Origin of the sequence: Algoriphagus machipongonensis, assembly GCF_000166275.1 — a bacterium.
Lineage (GTDB): Bacteria > Bacteroidota > Bacteroidia > Cytophagales > Cyclobacteriaceae > Algoriphagus > Algoriphagus machipongonensis.
On the sequence record NZ_CM001023.1, the window covers coordinates 4505548 to 4525362 of the forward strand.

Below are 19815 nucleotides of genomic sequence, written 5' to 3' on the forward strand. Positions count from 1 at the left end.
GTTTGTTAAAGGAAATTCTAGGGAAATAGGCGGCAAAGCCACTTATCTCCCCTCAATCATAAGCCCTAGTAGGTAATATCATCTCCGATATCATCTGTGATCAGGCCTTTCAGCTTTGCACCGATGCTTCGGAAAATATCTTTTGATATGATTTCTTTATTTTCATTTTTTAAAATCGGGCCTGAGTTTGCCACTCGCTTTTTGTAACCTTCTTCTCTGTCATCCAAAGACTTAAAGCCAGCAAGTACCAATCCCACGGAAGTAGCGTACATTGGAGATTTCACCTCCTCCACTACTGATTTACCCAAATGCTCATTTGGATATCCAATACGGGTATCTAATCCAGTCATGTATTCAAACAACTGGCTGATAAACTGCATTTGAGAACCACCACCGGTCAGGACAATTCCCCCAGCCAATTTTTTATAATGGCCTGATTGCATGATCTCATTCTGAACAATCTCAATAATCTCCTCCATCCTTGCTTCGATAATGGAAGCCAGATTCCGGATAGAAATTTCTTTTGGTGGTCGATTTCTCAAACCTGGAATAGACACGATCTCATTTGGATTGGCTTCATTGGCAATGGCCTTTCCAAATCTGGTTTTTAGTAATTCAGCTTGATTTTGCATCACCATACATCCCTCTTTGATATCTGCAGTAATGATGTTACCACCCAAAGGAATGACTGCGGTATGGCGAATAATATTTTCATAAAAAATCGCTATGTCTGTGGTACCACACCGATATCAACCAGGCAAACTCCAGCTTCTTTTTCCTCATCACTGAGAACAGAAAGCGAACTTGCCAATGGCTCGAGAATCAACTGCTTGGAAGTGAGGTCAGCTCTACGAACACATCGGTTAATATTATTAATAGCGGTTGTTTGTGCAGTGATGATGTGGAAATCCGCTTCTAAACGGGCTCCGGACATTCCTACCGGATCTTTGATTCCACCTTCATAATCCACAGTATAATCCTGAGGCATCACATGGATAATGCTATTCCCCGGAGGAACCACGATATTCTCCATGTCACTGGATAATCTTCGTACATCTTCCACAGTGATTTCATCATCCGTCGGAGACCTCATGATACTACCATGAACAATCTTACTTTGTATGTGCTGGCCAGCAATACCTACGATAACTTCTCCAATATCCACATCAGCCATTTCTGAGGCATCTTCAACTGCCTTTTGAATAGCGTGCACGGTTTTGTCGATGTTAGTAACTACACCACGGTTCACTCCGTCAGAGACAGCTTTCCCCATTCCGAGCACTTCGAGTTTGCCAAACTCATTTTTGCGGCCGATGATCGCACAGATTTTGGTTGTCCCAATATCCAGTCCGACGATTAGTCTATCATTTTCCATTCCCAAGCTATTATTCACAAACAATTTGATCTTTAAACTTTACACTGACCCGCTCATAGGCATTCCAGCCTTTTCGCGGTAATATTTCTTGATAGAAGACTTCTATATTTTTGAATTTCTCTTCAATATTTTTAGCGTCTCCAAATTCTATTACTTGTTTTCCTACCTGCTGCATCATCTTGATATCAGTTTTGGAATTCACTTCCAATTCAGGAATCTGGGCCGACCAAAACTTGTCTTTCACGATGAAATTGATCAAGTCCATCAACTCCGGCATTTTCTCCATCACCTCTCCTTTTTCCATCAATTCCTCAGCATAAGAACCCTGTAGGATCAATACTCTACTGGTATAGGAAGGAGAAGTAGGAATCACTTTTCCTTCAATAGTGATATATCCATCTGCAGCATGTGGTCTGGCTATCCTAGCGATAGGTTCATGTTGTTGAATAGTCAAATTCAAAATGCCTTTTTGCCCGATGGAAGCCTGAACAGACTTGATAAAAGGATGTCCTTTCAACCGATCTTCTAAGGCTTTCAACTTTACTTCCTCTAGCATCAATCCGGCTCTCAGTTCTGGAAATGCCGCTTTTACTATATCCAGAACCTCTTTTTCTTCCACGAAATAAACTCCACTCACTCCCTTGATCGTCACCTCAGTTCCCTGAAATGTTTTATACATGGTCTGCTTTTCGACAAAGCCAATGAATGCCACCAGCACAAGGCTAAGCAGGAGAAAAACAAGCGTTTTTTTGATCCTTAACTTTTTCATACGGCGTTCAATTTTTGTCTTGAATTCATCCACTCTGCTATTTTTGGAACCAGACGATCAATATCACCTGCACCTAGAGTCACCAATATTTCAGGATTGGACTTCGCTAAATAATCCATCAACCCTTCTTTGCTGACAATCACCTTTTCCTTTGCCTGAATATTTTCAAGAAGCATTTCTGATGAAACACCGGGGATTGGTAATTCTCTGGCTGGGTAGATATCCAATAACACTACCTCATCTGCTAAGGATAAACTTTCGGAAAAGCCCTCCGCAAAATCACGTGTTCTGGAATATAAATGAGGCTGGAAAATCACGGTCAGCTTACTTGCCGGATACATGGCAATCACGGAACTCAAACAAGCTCTGATTTCCTCAGGATGATGTGCATAATCATCGATATAGACCAGTTGCTCACGATTCACATGGATTTCAAACCTTCTTTTCACACCTTTAAAACTGCCTAAGCCTTTTTTCACTTGTTCATCACTCACTCCCTGCTCAATGGCAATCGCAATGGCTGCCAACGCATTTTCCACGTTATGAAAGCCCGGAATAAACAATTCCAAACCTTTGATTACTTTGTCTCCATCGACATAATCAAATAAGAAAGACCCTGCTTTCGCTTGTATATTTTCGGCTCTAATTCCTTCAGACCTCAGGCCATATTTCCTTGTCACTATTTTGGGTAAACGGCTTTCACCAAGTCTATCAGCTGCATTGAATTGTATAAAAAGCTTTCCTTTTTTATCAATCAGTTTGGTAAACTCTCCAAAGCCTTCCAGAATAGTATTTTCATCCCCATAGATATCCAGGTGGTCCGCGTCTGTACTTGTAATGATCGCTTCATTTGGATGTAGCCTCAGGAAGGATCTATCAAATTCATCCGCTTCCACCACGACGACGCTTTTTTCTTTGGACTTCTTGTCTCCCAGAATCAAATTGCTCTGGTAGTTTTGCGTAATTCCGCCCAAGAAAGCTGCTACTGGCTTACCACCATCTTTCAGCAGATGTGCGATTAAGGAAGAAGTGGTCGTTTTTCCATGGGTTCCCGCCACTGCAATGGTGTAGAAATTACGGGTCACCATTCCCAATACTTCAGATCTCTTTTTCAGAGAATATCCCTTGCTGGTGAAGTAATTGAGCTGAATACTTTCCTTCGGTAGTGCAGGAGTCCAAACGATGAGGCTATTCTTTTGAGCATCTTTCAAGTCAGCTGGAATAGATTCCAGGGTATCCTCAAAAGTCACAGGCATTCCCTCATTGATCAGAGCGTCTGTCAATGCGGAAGGTGTTCGGTCATATCCCGACACTGCATACCCCTCGTGCTGGAACCAACGAGCCAAGGCACTCATGCCTATGCCGCCAATTCCTAAGAAGTAAACCCTATGTATCCCTTCGAAACTCATGCAACCAGTTTTTCTATTTCTTTTCGAATGGCATTTGCCGCATCCGGCTTTGCCAATTGTTTCATATTTATTCCCAATGTCTCTACCGTTTGAGGGTTAGACATCAGTTCATCAATTTTCATCTTCAACTCCCCTACAGCATCTTTATCCTTCAAAAGCCACGCAGCCTCGTGATTGACATAGGCCATGGCGTTTTTTGTCTGATGATCCTCTGCCACATTGGGCGATGGAATGAAAATCACTGGCTTTCCAACCAAGGAAAGTTCAGACACTGATAAGGCACCTGCCCGAGAGACGATTACATCAGCCACAGCATAAGCCAAATCCATTTCGCGGATAAACTCTCTCAAATGAATATGGGGTAATCCAGCAGCTTCTGTTTTTTCCAGCATATCCTTGAAATAATATTTCCCGCACTGCCATAAAACCTGATAACCTTCCTTCTGAAGCTTCTTCATGTCTTTTAAAACTGCCTGGTTTAAGGTCCTTGCTCCCAAGGATCCTCCCAAAACCAAAATGGTCTTCTTCCCCTCTTCCAGTTTGAAGTGACTACATCCCTTCTCTCGTTTCCCATCTAAATCCAAAATATCCTTTCGAACAGGGTTACCTGTATAGGCGATTTTTTCTCCAGGGAAAAAGCGATCCATCTCAGGATAGGCCACACAAATTTTATTGGCCTTTTTAGCCAAAATCTTGTTGGTAAGACCAGCATAGGAATTTTGCTCCTGAACGAGTGTAGGTATCCCCTTACTTTGTGCGGCATATAAAACCGGACCACTAGCATACCCTCCTACTCCTACAACCACATCTGGTCTGAATTCCTTCACAATCTTTCTGGCTTTCAACAAGCTTTGCAGCAACTTGAAAGGGAATTTTAGATTTTCTAAAGTCAACTTTCTCTGCAATCCTGCCACAGGCAATCCCACAATTTGGTATCCCTCCTCTGGCACTTTTTGCATTTCCATTTTGCCTAAAGCACCGACAAATAGAATTTCGCTGTCTGGATAAGACTCTTTCCAGGCATTGGCAATGGCGATCGCTGGGTAGATATGTCCCCCAGTTCCTCCTCCACTGATCATGATGCGATATGTTCTCTTGGTTTCGATATTAGGCTGTTTTTAATCTTGATTTATTGAGCGTAGACACGCTACCAATTTCTTCGTCCTGATGATCACCTCGGCTGACAGACAGAATAATCCCTAATGAAATTCCTGTAAATACCAGTGAGGTTCCCCCCATACTGAGCAGTGGCAACGGTAAACCTGTAATGGGTCCTAATCCAACTGCCACGGCCATATTGACCAATGCTTGAATGACCAGAGCAAAACTCAAACCTGCCGAAAGCAATCCACCAAATGCTTTGTTGGAATTGGCTACGATGCGCATGCCTCGGTAGAGCAATGCCAAATACAAAAACAATACTCCTACTCCCCCTACTAATCCGTACTCTTCAATAATGATGGCATAGATAAAATCAGAATAGGGATGAGGAAGGGAATTTCTTTGTTCACTATTTCCAGGTCCTTTTCCTGTCACTCCCCCAGTAGCAATAGCGATATAGGATTGTTCTGCCTGAAAAGGCACTTCCTCCTTATCCATAAATGCCTCAATTCTGGAAAAGAATGTTTCTCCTCTTTGTCCTAAAAAGACCGCCGCAGTCAGCCCGAGCATCCCTACCATGACCACCATGGCGAGATATTTTACTGGAACTCTACCCACAAACATGATCAGTAGGCAGGTCATCAATAACAAAATGGCCGTAGACATATTGGCCAGGGCTATCAACAAACAGATGATCCCAATGGCTATAATGATAGGAACAAAGGTGTTTTTGAAGTCTTTGATATTATTCTGTTTTCGAGCTAGCATGGCCGCCAAGGCAGCAATCAAGGCTAGTTTTGCCAAATCGGAAGGCTGGAAAGCTTGGTTGATCACAGGTATAGTCAACCAGCGATTGGCCTCATTGATATTGGAGCCAAACAAATACGTCAACAATAAAAGTGGTATGGAAAGGTACATAGCCAAGCGAGCGTACAGCGCGTAATTTTTGTATGGAATTTTATGTGCAAACCACATCACTACCAAGGATACAAGCACCAAAAAAGAGTGACGGAATAAATACACTTCTGTATTTCCCCCAGCATATTTATAGGCCAGCGAACCTGTGGCAGAGTAAACTACCAGAATACTAAATAGCGACAGCAAGATTACAATCCCCCAAATAAGAGGATCGCCCTTGAAGTGCTCATCTATCCATGCTTTAAACTGATTCATGCGATGGTTTCTGGTTTTAATTCCTTTACTGCGGATCTAAACTGATCTCCGCGATCTTCATAATTCTTGAACAAGTCAAAGCTTGCACAGGCAGGTGATAGAAGAACTACATCGCCTGGAACGGCAAGTAATTGTCCCCAACGCACAGCCTCTTTGATGTCCTGTGTTTCTTTGATTTCACCGACTAAGGGATGAAAAGCCTTCTTCAACTTTTCATTGTCTTTTCCCAAGCAAATCAGACATTTTACTTTCTCCTCCACAATACTTTTCACTGTCTGATAATCATTTCCTTTATCCACGCCTCCAGCAATCCAAATCAGAGGATTTTGAAAGGCGTCCAAAGCGTATGCTGTTGCCTCCACATTGGTCCCTTTACTATCATTGATAAACTTCACCCCCTCAATTTCTCTCACTAACTCCATCCTGTGAGGGGCATTGGTAAAGCTGCCCAACGACTGTTGTATCGTATCCTTTTTGACTCCTACAAGCAAAGCAATCAAGCCTGCGCACAAAGCATTCTGGATATTATGCTCCCCTTGAAGTGACATGGCACTCAATGGAATTTGGACAACTTTATCATCCAATTGCCAGTGCAAAAACTCCCCATTTAAGCTGCCACCATTATTGATATTGGAAGTACTAGAAAACCAATAGGTCTTTGGTTTGACAGAAAGAGTCTTTAACCCTATTTCAGTCAAAGGGTCAGTCTGATTGAAAATCACCTGATCTTCATCACTCATATTTTTAAACAGCCCAAATTTTGACTGTATGTAATTATCTACTTTGTATTCATACCGATCCAAGTGATCAGGCGTGATATTGGTCAACAATGCCACCGCTGGTTTGAAGCATACAAACCCATCAATCTGAAAACTGCTACACTCTATCACCCACCAATCATGATCTCCTTCTAGTAACTGGGCGGCCCAGCTTTTCCCGACATTTCCTGCAAGTCCTACATCTAGGCCTGCATTTTTGAGCAAATGGTAGGTTAGCAAGGTGGTAGTCGTCTTTCCGTTGGTTCCGGTGATGGCAATCACTTTCCCTGAACTGTAGCGGAAAGCAAATTCCAATTCGTCTATGACCGGGATACCATTCTCCAAAGCTTTCTTGACGATGTTTACAGAATCTGGAATTCCTGGTGATTTGATGATCAAATCTGAATTCAGGATTTCCTCTTGAGAGTGCACTCCCTCTTCAAAGGAGATTTTCTCTTCTTTCAGCTTAGCTTTTCTTGAGTCAGAAATTTTACCAGCATCGGAAACCCAAACTGCATAGCCTTCCCGTTTTGCGAGCAATGCTGCTCCCAATCCGCTTTCTCCAGAACCTAGAATGGCTATACGTTTCATTTTCTTACTATCTCAATTTCAATGTTGCCAAGGTCATTACTGCCAGCAGTATCCCGACAATCCAAAAGCGAGTGACAATTTTCGCTTCCGGTATATTTTTTTTCTGATAATGGTGGTGAAGTGGAGACATCAAGAAAATCCGTCTTCCTTCCCCATATTTTCTTTTCGTGTATTTGAAGTATCCTACTTGGAGTACCACACTTGCATTTTCAACTACAAAAATCCCACACATCAATGGGATCAAAAGCTCCTTTCTAAGGGCCAAAGCCAAAACGGCAATTACCCCACCGAGCATCAAACTTCCTGTGTCCCCCATAAATACTTGAGCCGGGTAGGCATTGTACCATAAAAACCCTATGCAAGCACCAATAAAGGCAGCAGCAAAAATCACCAGCTCACCAGAGTTGGGGATGTACATGATGTTGAGGTATTGGGAGAAAATCGCATTACCACTGATATAGGCAAAAATCGCAATGGTTAAACCAATGATGGCGGAGGTTCCTGCTGCCAGTCCATCAATCCCATCAGTAATATTCGCACCGTTGGAAACCGCCGTAATAATGAAAATCACTACGAAAATGTAGAGTACCGGCGTCATGGCTTCTCCTAAGAAACCCAGAAGCGATTCATAATTCAGCTCATTGTTTTTAACAAATGGAATGGTCGTTTTCGCCACTTTCACATCCTTAAATGCAGGCGTTTCTACTACGCCCTCTTCAATAGAGACCGGATTCTGAAATTCACGAATTACCACATCTTCATTGAAGTAAAGGGTTGCTCCAACGATGATTCCTATTCCTATTTGGCCTACAATCTTAAAACGTCCAGCTAAGCCTTCTTTATTTTTTCTAAAAACCTTAATGTAATCATCCAAAAACCCGATTCCACCTAACCAAACAGTAGTAATCAAAAGAAGGATGATGTAGATATTATTAAGGTCCCCAAAGAGTAAGGTTGGAATCAAAATAGCCGCAATCATCATCAATCCTCCCATCGTAGGAGTACCTTTTTTCTGCTTCTGTCCTTCCAATCCTAGATCTCTAACAGTCTCTCCGATCTGCTTTCTTCTGATCCAGTTGATGATTTTATGCCCAAAGGTGATCGTAATGATCAAAGAAAAGAGCGCAGCCATCCCTGCCCGGAAAGAAATGAATCGAAACACTCCTGTTCCAGGGATATCCAAGACCTTATCTAAATATTCAAAAATTGGATACAACATGCTTAGCTCTGGGTCAATTGCGTTAAATACTCTGTTACTATTTCAGCATCATCAAAATGATGCTTTACTCCCTTTATTTCCTGATAGTCCTCATGCCCTTTTCCGGCTATGAGAATGATATCTCCTTTATTAGAAAGCATACAAGCGGTTTTGATTGCTTCCTTTCTATCTTCTATTGTCAATGATTTTCTTATTTCAGATACACCAATCCCTGTTTGCATATCCTTCAAAATATCCATTGGGTCTTCAAACCGAGGGTTATCAGAAGTCAAAATCACCTTATCACTTTCCTGAACAGCAATTTTTGCCATGATAGGACGCTTGGTTTTATCTCTATTTCCGCCACATCCGACTATGGTTATCAATTGCTCTACCCCTGTTCTTACTCCATTGATGGTTTTCAAAACATTATCCAAGGCATCTGGAGTATGGGCATAATCCACTATCGCAGTAACTCCACCGATGGAGATCCTATCAAATCTCCCTCTCGCTCCTTTAATACCTGAAAGCTCTCGAAGCACTTCCTCCTCTTCCTCACCTAAGAGTACAGCAGTACCCAACACTCCTAATAAATTATAAGCATTGAATGCCCCGATCATCATAAACCAGATCAAGGTTCCATTGATATCCAGCTCCAGGCCTTCCAGCGTATTTGAAATGATTTTTGCCTTAAATTCTGCTGGAGTTTTCAAGCCAAAAGTCTGATGGCTACCCTTACAATTTTGAAGCATGACCATGCCTCTTTTATCGTCGCCATTGACCAATGCAAAAGCAGCTTTTGGCAACTCATCAAATAGCTTTTTCTTGGCTTTGATGTATTCATCAAAAGTCAAGTGATAATCCAAATGATCATGGGAAATATTGGTAAAAACTGCTCCCGCCAATTTCAATCCAGCGATCCTTTCCTGGACAATGGCATGGGAACTAGCCTCCATGAAACAATGGGTACATCCAGCTTCCAACATCTGCTTTAATAAAGCCTGAATGCTGACTGAATCCGGAGTGGTATGAGTGGCAGGAATAACCTCCTCGTTGATTTTATTCTCCACTGTAGAAAGCAGGCCAGTACTATAGCCCATTCTCATAAATAATTGATGCAATAGTGTCACCGTGGTAGTTTTACCATTGGTTCCGGTTACGGCAACTACTTTCAGTTTCTCTGAAGGGTTATCAAAATAATTTCCCGCCATAATCCCCATGGCTTTGGCAGAATTAACCACTTGTACATAGGTGATCCCTTTTTGCAATTCAGAAGGTAGCTTTTCAAAAATCACTGCTTTCGCACCCAGTGCTAATGCCTTATCAATAAAATCATGCCCATCCACCTGTGTGCCAGGTACAGCAACGAAGACCGAACCTTCTTTCACTTTTCGGCTATCAAAGACGATATCCTGAATCTGCACCTCCATATCACCAGTGGTACTGACCAAGGAAACTTTATATAATATGTCTTTTAATACTTTCATTTAGCCTAAAACAAGATTTATAGTGGCATTTGGGACTAATTTTGAACCGGGATTTATAGACTGTTTTCTCACCACACCTTTACCGGAGTAATTCACATTTAACCCCTTATTTTCAAGAATAAAGAGCGCATCTCTCAAGGGTAATCCTGAAACATCTGGTACCGATGGAGCATCCATGTCATTATTTTCCCATTGCACTGGCTCAGCATTTGAAACCGTTCTTACCCACTGTTCAGCATTCGCTGGATTCGCTTTCACTCCCAGCTCTTCAAATATTTCATTTAGCTCTTCTCCTCTACCCGCTCTCGTGAAGGGGTATTTAGGATTGACGTTGTCTTCAGCGATAAATATTTCCTTTTGATTATGAGGATTTAACTCTAAGTCCAAAGCGTATATTCTATCTGCGATTTCTTTGAAAACTGGGGCAGAGACATCCCCCCCATAGGCAGCAAAACCTTTTGGATTATCGATTACCACGATCATGGAATACTTTGGTCGATCTGCAGGGAAATAGCCTGCGAAACTCGTGTAATACTTACGAGTATATTTTCCATCCACCAATTTCTGTGCGGTTCCTGTCTTACCCGCTATCTTATAATCTGCATCGACAATATTTCTTGCTGTTCCTCGATCTACAACTCCTTCTAAAAGTTCCTGCAACTGCTTAATCGTTTTATCAGAAGCTATTTGCTGACGGATTACCTCGGTTTCATATAGTTTCTCGATGGTATTTCCACGAACTATGGATTTTACAATCATAGGTTTTACCATAGTACCACCATTTGCCACCGCATTATATAAAGAGAGGGTATGTATTGGATTAAGCTTAATTTCATAGCCAATGGAAATCCAAGGCAAGGATGTCCCATACCAGTTTTTATCTCCGGGAGTCTTGAAATAGGGCTTACCTTCTCCTATCAACTGAAATCCTAATGGCTCTTTTAAACCCACTTTATCCAGATAGGCCATAAATTTGGAAGGACTGGAACCAAAGTATTCATCCACCAATTTGGAAATTCCCACATTGGAAGACTTTTCGAAAGCTTCTCGAACGGTCAATGTTCCATAGCCTCCATTTTTGGCATCTCTCATGGTGCGATCGTAAAATCTATGAGCTCCATTTCCTGTCTCTACCTTATCATTCAGGCTTACTTTGTTTTCTTCCAAAAGAGCCAACATAGAAAGTAGCTTGAAAGTGGATCCTGGCTCTGTATTACCTTGATCACCGATCGCGTAATTGTAGTTCTCTCCGTAACCATTTCCACTTTTATTTCTTTGCAGGTTGGCGATGGCCTTGATCTCTCCGGTTTTCACTTCCATGACGATCACGGATCCAAACTCAGCTTCACGATCTTCCAATTGTCTAAGGAGTGCAGTTTCGGCTACATCCTGAATATTGACATCTAGAGTAGTTACCACATCAAAACCATTTTCAGGCTTTACATCTTCCGCATCAAAAACAGGTTTCCAGCTACCTCCAGCAAGTCTTTGAAATAAGGCTTTACCATCAGTACCTCTTAAAAATTCATTGAAGGAATATTCGATCCCTGCGCCATACTCGTCTTCATTTAAGAATCCAACCGTACGACTAGCTAGGGAATTAAAAGGTCTATATCTTTTCTCAACTTTTTCAAAAAGGACACCACCACCTAATCGGCCACCTCTGAAAATTGGCCATTTGGCCATTTGCTGCATATCCTGATATCCGATCTGTTTTCTATTTAAAACGATATAGCGTTTGTGATCCTTTCTTGCGTCAGTGATCATTCGCTTATACGCTTTTGCAGACTTGTCTTTATAAAACCCCGATAGGAAAACAGAGAGAGAGTCAATTTTTGCTTTGAAGCGATCTTCTTTGACAATGGTAGGATCCAGAGCCACTCGATAAAAAGGTAGACTTGTCGCTAACAAGCTTCCATCTCCGGCATAAATATTCCCACGCGTCGCAGCAACTTCCCTGTACTGAAAGTTGATAGTTTCTGCTTTTTCTCTCCACTTATCGCCTTTGTCCAATTGCAACTGGGCAACACGATATGGAATCGCGGCTGCAACCAGCGCTACAAGGATGAATACCACCCTCACTCGGAGCAATATGGAGCGTTTTATATTCACTTCTCTATTTCGATCTTTATCGGCGGTTCATTTAATTCCTCTATTTCCTGTGCAGCCACTTTTTTAGCCACTTCAGACTGCATGCTACTCAACATGTATTCTGCTTCCAGCGTAGTCACATCTGCCCGAAGGTCTTCTACTTCCTGCTGTGCTTTTTCTATTTTCCTGACCATGTTTTCAGCACGGTGATTACTCCATATATAGACTAGTGCCAATAAGACCACAAAGCCTATTGGCGGAACCAACTGCACAGGTACTCCCTCACCCAAAAGTCCGGTCACGTTCAATTTTTCCTCAATCCAAGTGAAAATGGTTTTTCGAGGACCACTCGCTTTTTTCTGAGTATTCGACTTCTTCAGCTTCTTTTTAAACGTATTTTGACTCATTTTCCTGTCTTTTTAGCTACTCTTAGCTTCGCACTTCTAGCCCTTGGATTTCTTGCCACCTCTTCTTCATCAGCGATGACCGCCTTTCTTGTCACTGGCTCCAATGGGCGAATCATATTTCCATAAAAGTCCTTTTCTACTTCTCCCTGAAACTTTCCTTTTTGGATCAAATTCTTCACAAGCCGGTCTTCCAAGCTGTGGTAACTCATCACCACAAGTCTTCCCTCAGGCTTCAATAGATCAACCGAGTCGAGCAACATCTCCTCCAAAGCACCCATTTCATCATTCACTTCTATCCTGAGCGCCTGAAAAACCTGAGCGTAATATTTAAAGTCTTTTCCCCTTGGGGCATATTTTTTTAGGAAAGCCGTAAATCCTTCCGTGGTCTCAAATGGTTGAGCAGCTCGCTCAGAAACAACCGCTTGGGCCAATGTCTTGGCATTTCTTATTTCTCCATAAATCCCAAAAACCTTATGTAGCTGATGTGCCTCATAGGTATTCAAAACTTCTTTTGCAGATAATTCGGCAGATTGATTCATCCTCATATCCAAGTCTCCACTAAAGCGGGTAGAAAATCCACGGCTTGGTTCATCAATTTGATGAGATGAAATCCCCAAGTCAGCTAAGATCCCGTCCACTTTTTTCACCCCATGTAATCTGAGGTACCTTTTCAGATCTCTGAAATTGGCCTGGACAAAAGTGAAGTTTTCGCTTTCTGGGATATTGGCAATGGCATCCTCATCTTGATCAAAACCATATAGGTGCCCTTTATCCAAATGTTTTAGGATTTCCCTTGAATGTCCACCACCACCAAAAGTGACATCGACATAGATTCCGTTAGGATCTATAGCCAAGCCTTCAGTGCATTGGGGTAGCATGACTGGGATATGGTAAACAGACTCTGTCATGGCTTTAGGAGAGGTATTTTTCCATTAATGCCGATAAGTCAGCCGGGTCAGGGATGACATGCTTGGCATGATTCTCAGGATTCCAAATTTCTATTCGTGAACCGTTACCAGCAACAACTACCTCTTTTTCCAAGCTGGCATAAGCCTGAAATGTCTTTGGTATCAAGAGCCTTCCAGCACTGTCAAGCTCTACATCGACTACTGTATTGAAAAATGCACGCTGAAGCGCTCGCTGTTCCGGATTATTGATGTTTAAGGACTTGATCTGATTCTCAAGCTTCCGGTATTCCACCATAGGATACAGCGCCAAGCAATGATCCTCGGCCATCCGAAGCATCAATCCAGTCCCATTCGCATCTGGAATCGCTGCCTTAATTTTTGCCGGCAGCGCCAGACGTCCCTTGGGATCTAGCTTACAATCGTAATGGCTGTTGAACATCGCTTAATTTTTCCTTGAGTATGTGGTAAAGACAAAAGTAATAAAATGATATACACATTCTACCACTTCCCCCCACTTTTTCCCACTTTCTCTTAAAAGTAGCCAAAAGATTCAAGCAAGCCAATATTTAATCAATTATTTCAAGGATTTTTTTGGGGATATTTCTATGATTAACAGCTCTTTATAAAATTCAAAAAACCTCCAATTCTGACATTTTGAAGTGTTTTTCTACTAAAAAAATGCAATTTTATTGAATCCTATTTAGAATTGGAGAAAGAAAGTGGGAAGATTTCCCAAATTTTTTTTCAGCTTTCTCAAAAATGTGGGATAATATCCCATGAAGTTTTCTCAAGCCCAAAATTCAACTAGTCAATGTAGAATATTCAAAATTATTGACCAATAGTCAATGACGTTTCTCTTTACTAGGTAAAACAAAAAAAAGACCTGCCCACCAAGCAAGTCTTTTTTGAAGCATCAACACACAATTACCTTTTCAGGTATTTACCGTATTAAGAACGAAGCTTATACTAGTTATCGTCTGATTTATTAAGCTGTTCTTCTAATTTTTTTTGAAATTCTTTGATTTTGTCAGCATTCTCCTTTTGCCAAACTTCCATTTTTCGCTGGTATTCTTCCATTTTAGGCTGCATCTCTTTCTCCCAAGCCTTCATCTTTTCTTCAAATTCCTTCAATTTTGGTTCGTTTGATTTTTGCCATTCTTTCATTTTCGCCTCAAACTCTTTCATCTTTGGCTCATAGGCTTTTTGCCACTCCTTCATTTTGGCTTCAAACTCCTTCATTTTAGGTTCATTGGCTTTTTCCCACTCTTTCATCTTCTGCTCGTATTCCTTCATTCTAGGCTCATTTTCCTTCTCCCAAGCCTTCATCTTCTCCTCGAACTCTTTCATTTTTGGCTCCATGGTTTTTTCCCATTCAGCTGCTTTTTTCTCCATTTCTGCAGCTCGCTCTTCCATCTCTTTTTTCCACTTCTCCTTCTCTGCTTTGGTCATTCCAATGGTATCTTTTTGCATAATTTCCCAATCATCTCCAAAGTCCCAGAAACTTTCCATTCCTTCAAATTCCATCGGAGGCATAGGAGCCATCTTAAATTCCATTGGAGGCACAGGTGCCATTTCAAATTCAAAATCTGGTGCTGGAGCCATTTCAAAGTCCATTTCAGGCGCCATCGCCATCTCAAAGTCCATCACCGGAGCCATAGCGCCTTCTGGAAATTCAGGTACAGGAGTTAGCTCTAATTCAGGCATATCTTCAAGCTTGATCGTCTTTCCATTTTTCTGGATTACATAAACTCCTTTTTCATGGTTTTTATGGATGACTGTATCTTTACCATAAATAATGGTATCGCTTTTAATTTGGATATGGAATTCTTCCGCATCCTTAAGATCAATCACCTCATTTTCAGCATTTACCATCACCGGCACACCATCTGTAATAATGATTTTTTCAGTTTTAGAATTAACTGTATCTGAAATTGCCTTGACTACTTTAGGGGAGACCACAGATGCCACTTGAACTTGCTCCAAAGGCTCTACTTTCTCTGCCTTCGCAGGCACATCTTGCTGCGCACTTGCCATTAGGCCCGCACTTAATAATAGGGTGAATAACATAGGGATAGAAATTATAGGGTTCTGAGGATAGGTTTGGGCTGGATACCCCATGATCCTCTTAATTCTTTGTAATGTTGGATTTCTTTTTTTGCTGGCAGCTAAGGCCAATTCTGGAGGATTTTGCTTTGCAAAATTCAACACTTCTGTCAAACCATAAGCCAGTTCTTTGGCAGAAACACCAGTAGAAACAGCCAGGTCATCGGAAGCATTTTCTCTTAATTCTTTTACTGTTTGACTGATCCACCAGAAACAAGGATGGTAGAAAAACACCACTTCCAATGAGGACTGAAATAGATTAGCCAAATAGTCATTTCTCTTGATATGAGCCAGTTCATGGGCTAATATTGCCTCCAACTGTGAGGAAGAAAGCTGGAATAATAAGCCAGCAGGTATTAAAATCACAGGCTTCAAAAAGCCAAATGTGATGGGAGATTGACCTAAATCAGTAATCCTTAACTGAACATGCTTACTAACTCCAATTTTGTCACCAATATTTTTTACCAATTGGTCTATACTCGAGTCTTCGTTGGCCCAAGAAGACTTCCTTAAAATTCGAATTTCTGAAAGACTTGTGACCAATCTAAACATGAAGAGCATGGCCCCTAGGAACCAAACGTTCACCAATACGGGCAATTGGATTTCAATCCAATGGATTACTCTTGGTATCAATGCCTCTGTACCCATACTTGCTTCGCTCGTCTGAGTCAATATCATCGCATCCAAAGCCACCTTATCGAATAGTGAAGCTGGAGCATTTACATCCAATTGATACATAAAGGTGACAAGGGCAACAAGAAACGTCAATCCTAAACTTGACATCGCTAATGTGTACTTAAATGCAGGACTCCTTTTGGAGAAGATCTTTAACAACAGCCAAAGTGCTCCACCAATAAGGATCAGTTGCCAAATAGAGTGAACCAAGGTCCAGCCTAAGGCAAAAAGGAAATTATCCGGGATCAAATCATTTAAAATTGTCATCAGGAATCTCGTTCTAATTGGTCTAAAAATTCTCTTATTTCATTCAATTCCTCTTTGGAAGGATTTTCTTGCCCAAGCGCCTGCATCACTAATTTTTTTGCAGATCCACCAAATGCTGTAGTCATCAAATTCTTCAATAAAGACTTTTGTGTCTCTCCTTGGTTGGTAGCAGGCATGTAGATATGCGTTCTACTTTTTTCGTTTCTACTTACCATACCTTTGGCATGCATGATCTGCATGATTTTCAGCGTAGTGGTATACCCGGTTTCTTTGGATTTAGAAATCTCTTCGTGAATCTGTCTCACACTGGCTTCCTTCTTTTCCCAAAGCAGGGATAAAATCTCTAATTCAGCTTCTGTAGGTTTGCTCATGGCTTTGTTATACGACATCTTTCGTACAAAGTTATACGAAGACAATCGTAATATCAAAATATCTACGAAAATAATCGTATTAAAAAGTGTTAAATATCAGTTATTCAGAGCTTTTACCCTCAAAATAAACTAGAACATAAGAGGGATATTGTTTCTAGATTCCAACAAGGAACTTTCTTGCTTAGACATTAGTTGTATAAACATTGAATTTTTAAACAAAACCAACTAATACCATGAGTACGAATCAAGCATTATTACGACCAATCACGGTCGGAAATAAGAAATTATCCAATAGAGTCTGGATGGCACCTATGACTAGGTCTAGAGCAGCAAATCCGGAAAACAAACCATTCGAAATTCACACTAAATATTATGAGCAAAGAGCCTCATCTGGCCTAATTATTACTGAAGGGTCTCAGATATCCAAAAGAGCCGTGGGATACATCAATACGCCAGGGATCTATTCTCAAGAACAAATTGAGGGTTGGAAGGAAGTAACTAAAGCAGTACATGAGGAAAATGGACATATTTTCATTCAGCTATGGCATGTAGGAAGAATTTCACATCCTGACTTCCATAATGGAGAATTGCCATTGGCACCTTCAGCAATCAATCCAAATGAAAAATCCTACACTCCAGAAGGATTTAAGGAAACTGTCACTCCGAAGGCGATGAGCATTGAAGAAATCAAACAGACCATCGAGGATTTCAAAAATGGAGCTAAAAATGCAATGGAAGCGGGTTTTGACGGAGTAGAAATCCACTCTTCCAATGGATATTTATTGCACCAGTTTTTCAGCGCAACAAGTAATGTAAGAACTGACGAATATGGTGGAAGCATTGAAAATAGAGCGAAAATTCTTTTTGAAGTGATTGATGCAATCAAAGAAGTGATGCCCGAGAATAAGATCGGCGTAAGATTGAATCCATCGCTGAATGGTGTTTTTGGAATGAAGGCTGACAAAGAAACCATCCCGACTTTCGATTACATCATCAATAAATTGAATGAATACGATTTGGCATACCTGCACTTATCAGAACCATTCACTGACGTTTCGGACATTCCATATTTGGAGCCAAACATCGCAAAAAGATATAGACCTATTTATAAAGGCACTTTGGTGATCAACAATCAATTTGATCAAGAAAAAGGTAACAAGATCATCGAAGAAGGACTGGCTGATGCTGTGGCATTTGGAAAATTGTTTATCTCCAACCCAGATTTACCAATCCGATTTGAAAGCGATGCAGCACTGGCAGAATGGGATCAGGATACTTTCTATACCCCTGGAGAAAAAGGTTACACAGACTATCCACTCCTCGAGGAATCTAAAGTTGGATAATCACCAATTGGGCCGGATATTCCGGCCTTTTTTTTACATTTAAAAATGTGTTTAGTAGCTATTTCCTGGAATATCCATCCTGGGTATCCACTGATAATTCGAGCAAATCGAGATGAGTTTTTCAATCGGCCCACCGCTAAAGTTCATTTGTGGGAATCTGGATTTTATGGAGGAAAAGATTTGAAGAGCGGGGGAACCTGGATGGGTTTTCACCCAAATGGAAGATGGGCTTTACTCACAAATTATAGAGATTTTAATAGTCCTAGGAAAGCCCAAATTAGCAGGGGGAAATTGGTGCAGGATTTTTTGGAGAGTACAGTATCTCCGAAGGATTATTTGGCTTCCGTGGAAGTTAATCAAGATCAATATGATGGATTCAACTTGCTCGTATCAGACGGAGAAAAACTCTTTTATTTCAGCAATTTTGGAAAAGGAATCTTGGAGTTAGCACCGGGAATTCATGGGCTAAGCAATGGCTTATTGAATGATCCCTGGCCAAAAGTTGAATTGGCTAAATCCGAATTAAAACAAGCTACTTCGGAACATTTCACGGTTGACTCCTTGTTAGAAACACTCAAATCCAAAAAGACCTATTCCATAGACCAACTTCCGGACACGGGAGTCCCTGAAGAAATGGAGATTGGACTTTCTGCTCAATTTATCCGATTGGGAGACAATTACGGAACTGTATCTTCTACTGCTTTGATTTTGGATAAAAGTGGAAAAGTATGGATGAAAGAGCGGAGTTTTCAACCTGATTACAGTAAATTCACCGATGAAACCTATTCGTTTCATCGCTCAAACCTAGAAATTGATGACCCAGAAAATATATGATGTCTTGATCGTAGGCGGAGGCCCTATTGGTCTTGCTTGTGGTGTTGAAGCTCAAAAAGCAGATCTAGACTATGTGATTCTTGAAAAAGGAGCTTTAACAAATTCCATTTTCAACTACCCCATCAACATGACTTTTTTCTCCACTTCAGAAAGACTGGAGATGGCAGATATTCCTTTTATGTCCATTGGGAATAAGCCTACGAGAACGGAAGCTTTGGAATATTACAGAAGAGTTTTCCTTCATTTTAACCTAAACGTCAAACTTTACGAAGGGGTAGAAACCTTGACAAAAAATGGTGAGAATTTCGAGGTTAAGACCTCCAAAGGAACTTATCAAACCAAAAAGATTATCCTAGCAACTGGCTTTTACGATTTACCAAATCTCATGAATGTTCCCGGTGAAGATTTGCCAAAAGTTCAACACTATTACAAAGAACCTTGGCCATATATCGGCCAAAAAGTACTGGTTGTGGGGGGAGCAAATTCTGCTGTCGATGCAGCTTTGGAAACTTGGAGAAAAGGAGCCGAAGTCAGTATTGTCCTTTTGGAAGATGAAGTAGACCAAAATGTAAAATATTGGGTTAGGCCCGACATCATGAACCGCATCAAAGAAGGTTCGATCACAGCCTATACAAAATCCAGAATCAAAGAAATCCGAGCGCATGAAGTTGTGATATCAACTCCAGAGGGTGAAGTGACCATTGAAAATGATTTTGTGTTAGCGATGACAGGATACAAACCAAACTTTGCCTTACTCGATCAACTGGGAGTAGAAATGAGCCAAGATGAAAAAAGACAACCCTGCTACGATGAATTAAATCAAGAATCTAACGTGCCGGGAGTTTATTTGGCAGGAGTGGTTTGTGGTGGACTGAATACAAGGGAATTCTTTATTGAAAACAGCATCATCCATGCAGAGACGATTATGAGTGATATTAAGGAGAAGTTGAGTTAA

16 protein-coding genes and 1 pseudogene are annotated in these 19815 nt (G+C 41.1%); 3 read left to right on the top strand and 14 right to left on the bottom strand.

All coding sequences use genetic code 11. The features are described from left to right. Positions 1–65: 65 nt before the first annotated feature. From ftsA to ALPR1_RS19150, 14 genes and pseudogenes are all read right to left on the bottom strand, one after another. Positions 66–1375, bottom strand: a pseudogene (ftsA, locus tag ALPR1_RS19085) (cell division protein FtsA). 10 nt (positions 1376–1385) lie between these two features. Next, on the bottom strand, positions 1386–2144 hold the full coding sequence (locus tag ALPR1_RS19090; protein WP_008203140.1) for a cell division protein FtsQ/DivIB: 759 nt from the start codon (positions 2142–2144) through the stop codon (positions 1386–1388). After that, positions 2141–3553: a UDP-N-acetylmuramate--L-alanine ligase gene (murC, locus tag ALPR1_RS19095; RefSeq protein WP_008203142.1), complete on the bottom strand. Its 1413-nt coding sequence runs from the start codon at positions 3551–3553 to the stop codon at positions 2141–2143. Before murC ends, ALPR1_RS19090 begins: the two co-directional genes overlap by 4 nt. Then, positions 3550–4632 carry an undecaprenyldiphospho-muramoylpentapeptide beta-N-acetylglucosaminyltransferase gene (gene murG / locus ALPR1_RS19100; protein WP_008203144.1) on the bottom strand — a complete coding sequence of 361 codons (1083 nt, stop codon included), beginning with the start codon at positions 4630–4632 and terminating at the stop codon, positions 3550–3552. The genes murC and murG overlap by 4 nt, the downstream gene beginning before the upstream one ends. Before the next feature lie 28 nt (positions 4633–4660). Next, positions 4661–5827, bottom strand: a complete 1167-nt coding sequence (locus ALPR1_RS19105) for an FtsW/RodA/SpoVE family cell cycle protein (RefSeq protein WP_008203145.1) — start codon at positions 5825–5827, stop codon at positions 4661–4663. Continuing rightward, positions 5824–7176 carry a UDP-N-acetylmuramoyl-L-alanine--D-glutamate ligase gene (gene murD, locus ALPR1_RS19110; RefSeq protein ID WP_008203147.1) on the bottom strand — a complete coding sequence of 451 codons (1353 nt, stop codon included), beginning with the start codon at positions 7174–7176 and terminating at the stop codon, positions 5824–5826. Before murD ends, ALPR1_RS19105 begins: the two co-directional genes overlap by 4 nt. Positions 7177–7183: 7 nt before the next feature. Continuing rightward, positions 7184–8395 carry a phospho-N-acetylmuramoyl-pentapeptide-transferase gene (mraY, locus tag ALPR1_RS19115; protein WP_040303030.1) on the bottom strand — a complete coding sequence of 404 codons (1212 nt, stop codon included), beginning with the start codon at positions 8393–8395 and terminating at the stop codon, positions 7184–7186. Between the two features lie 2 nt (positions 8396–8397). Then, complete coding sequence (locus ALPR1_RS19120; protein ID WP_008203151.1) at positions 8398–9861, bottom strand: UDP-N-acetylmuramoyl-L-alanyl-D-glutamate--2,6-diaminopimelate ligase; 1464 nt, start codon at positions 9859–9861, stop codon at positions 8398–8400. Further along, the gene (locus ALPR1_RS19125; RefSeq protein WP_008203153.1) at positions 9862–11973 is read right to left on the bottom strand and encodes a penicillin-binding protein; all 2112 of its coding nucleotides are present in this window, start codon (positions 11971–11973) and stop codon (positions 9862–9864) included. Further along, positions 11970–12359 carry an FtsL-like putative cell division protein gene (locus ALPR1_RS19130; RefSeq protein ID WP_008203155.1) on the bottom strand — a complete coding sequence of 130 codons (390 nt, stop codon included), beginning with the start codon at positions 12357–12359 and terminating at the stop codon, positions 11970–11972. The genes ALPR1_RS19125 and ALPR1_RS19130 overlap by 4 nt, the downstream gene beginning before the upstream one ends. After that, positions 12356–13267: a 16S rRNA (cytosine(1402)-N(4))-methyltransferase RsmH gene (gene rsmH, locus ALPR1_RS19135; RefSeq protein ID WP_008203157.1), complete on the bottom strand. Its 912-nt coding sequence runs from the start codon at positions 13265–13267 to the stop codon at positions 12356–12358. The genes ALPR1_RS19130 and rsmH overlap by 4 nt, the downstream gene beginning before the upstream one ends. A 4-nt stretch (positions 13268–13271) precedes the next feature. Then, positions 13272–13706, bottom strand: a complete 435-nt coding sequence (gene mraZ / locus ALPR1_RS19140) for a division/cell wall cluster transcriptional repressor MraZ (protein WP_008203159.1) — start codon at positions 13704–13706, stop codon at positions 13272–13274. A gap of 527 nt (positions 13707–14233) precedes the next feature. After that, positions 14234–16312: a M56 family metallopeptidase gene (locus ALPR1_RS19145; protein WP_008203160.1), complete on the bottom strand. Its 2079-nt coding sequence runs from the start codon at positions 16310–16312 to the stop codon at positions 14234–14236. Further along, positions 16312–16701 carry a BlaI/MecI/CopY family transcriptional regulator gene (locus ALPR1_RS19150; RefSeq protein ID WP_008203161.1) on the bottom strand — a complete coding sequence of 130 codons (390 nt, stop codon included), beginning with the start codon at positions 16699–16701 and terminating at the stop codon, positions 16312–16314. The genes ALPR1_RS19145 and ALPR1_RS19150 overlap by 1 nt, the downstream gene beginning before the upstream one ends. Positions 16702–16916: 215 nt before the next feature. Here ALPR1_RS19150 and ALPR1_RS19155 point away from each other — a divergent pair, with 215 nt between their 5' ends. The 3 genes from ALPR1_RS19155 to ALPR1_RS19165 are packed head-to-tail and all read left to right on the top strand — an operon-like array spanning position 16917 to position 19815. Then, positions 16917–18026: an alkene reductase gene (locus ALPR1_RS19155; RefSeq protein ID WP_008203162.1), complete on the top strand. Its 1110-nt coding sequence runs from the start codon at positions 16917–16919 to the stop codon at positions 18024–18026. Positions 18027–18071: 45 nt separating this feature from the next. Further along, a complete protein-coding gene (locus ALPR1_RS19160) occupies positions 18072–18860 on the top strand; it encodes an NRDE family protein (protein ID WP_008203163.1) in 789 nt (262 codons plus the stop codon). Next, positions 18841–19815 (top strand): YpdA family putative bacillithiol disulfide reductase, encoded by a 975-nt coding sequence (locus ALPR1_RS19165; protein WP_008203164.1) that lies wholly within the window; start codon positions 18841–18843, stop codon positions 19813–19815. Before ALPR1_RS19160 ends, ALPR1_RS19165 begins: the two co-directional genes overlap by 20 nt.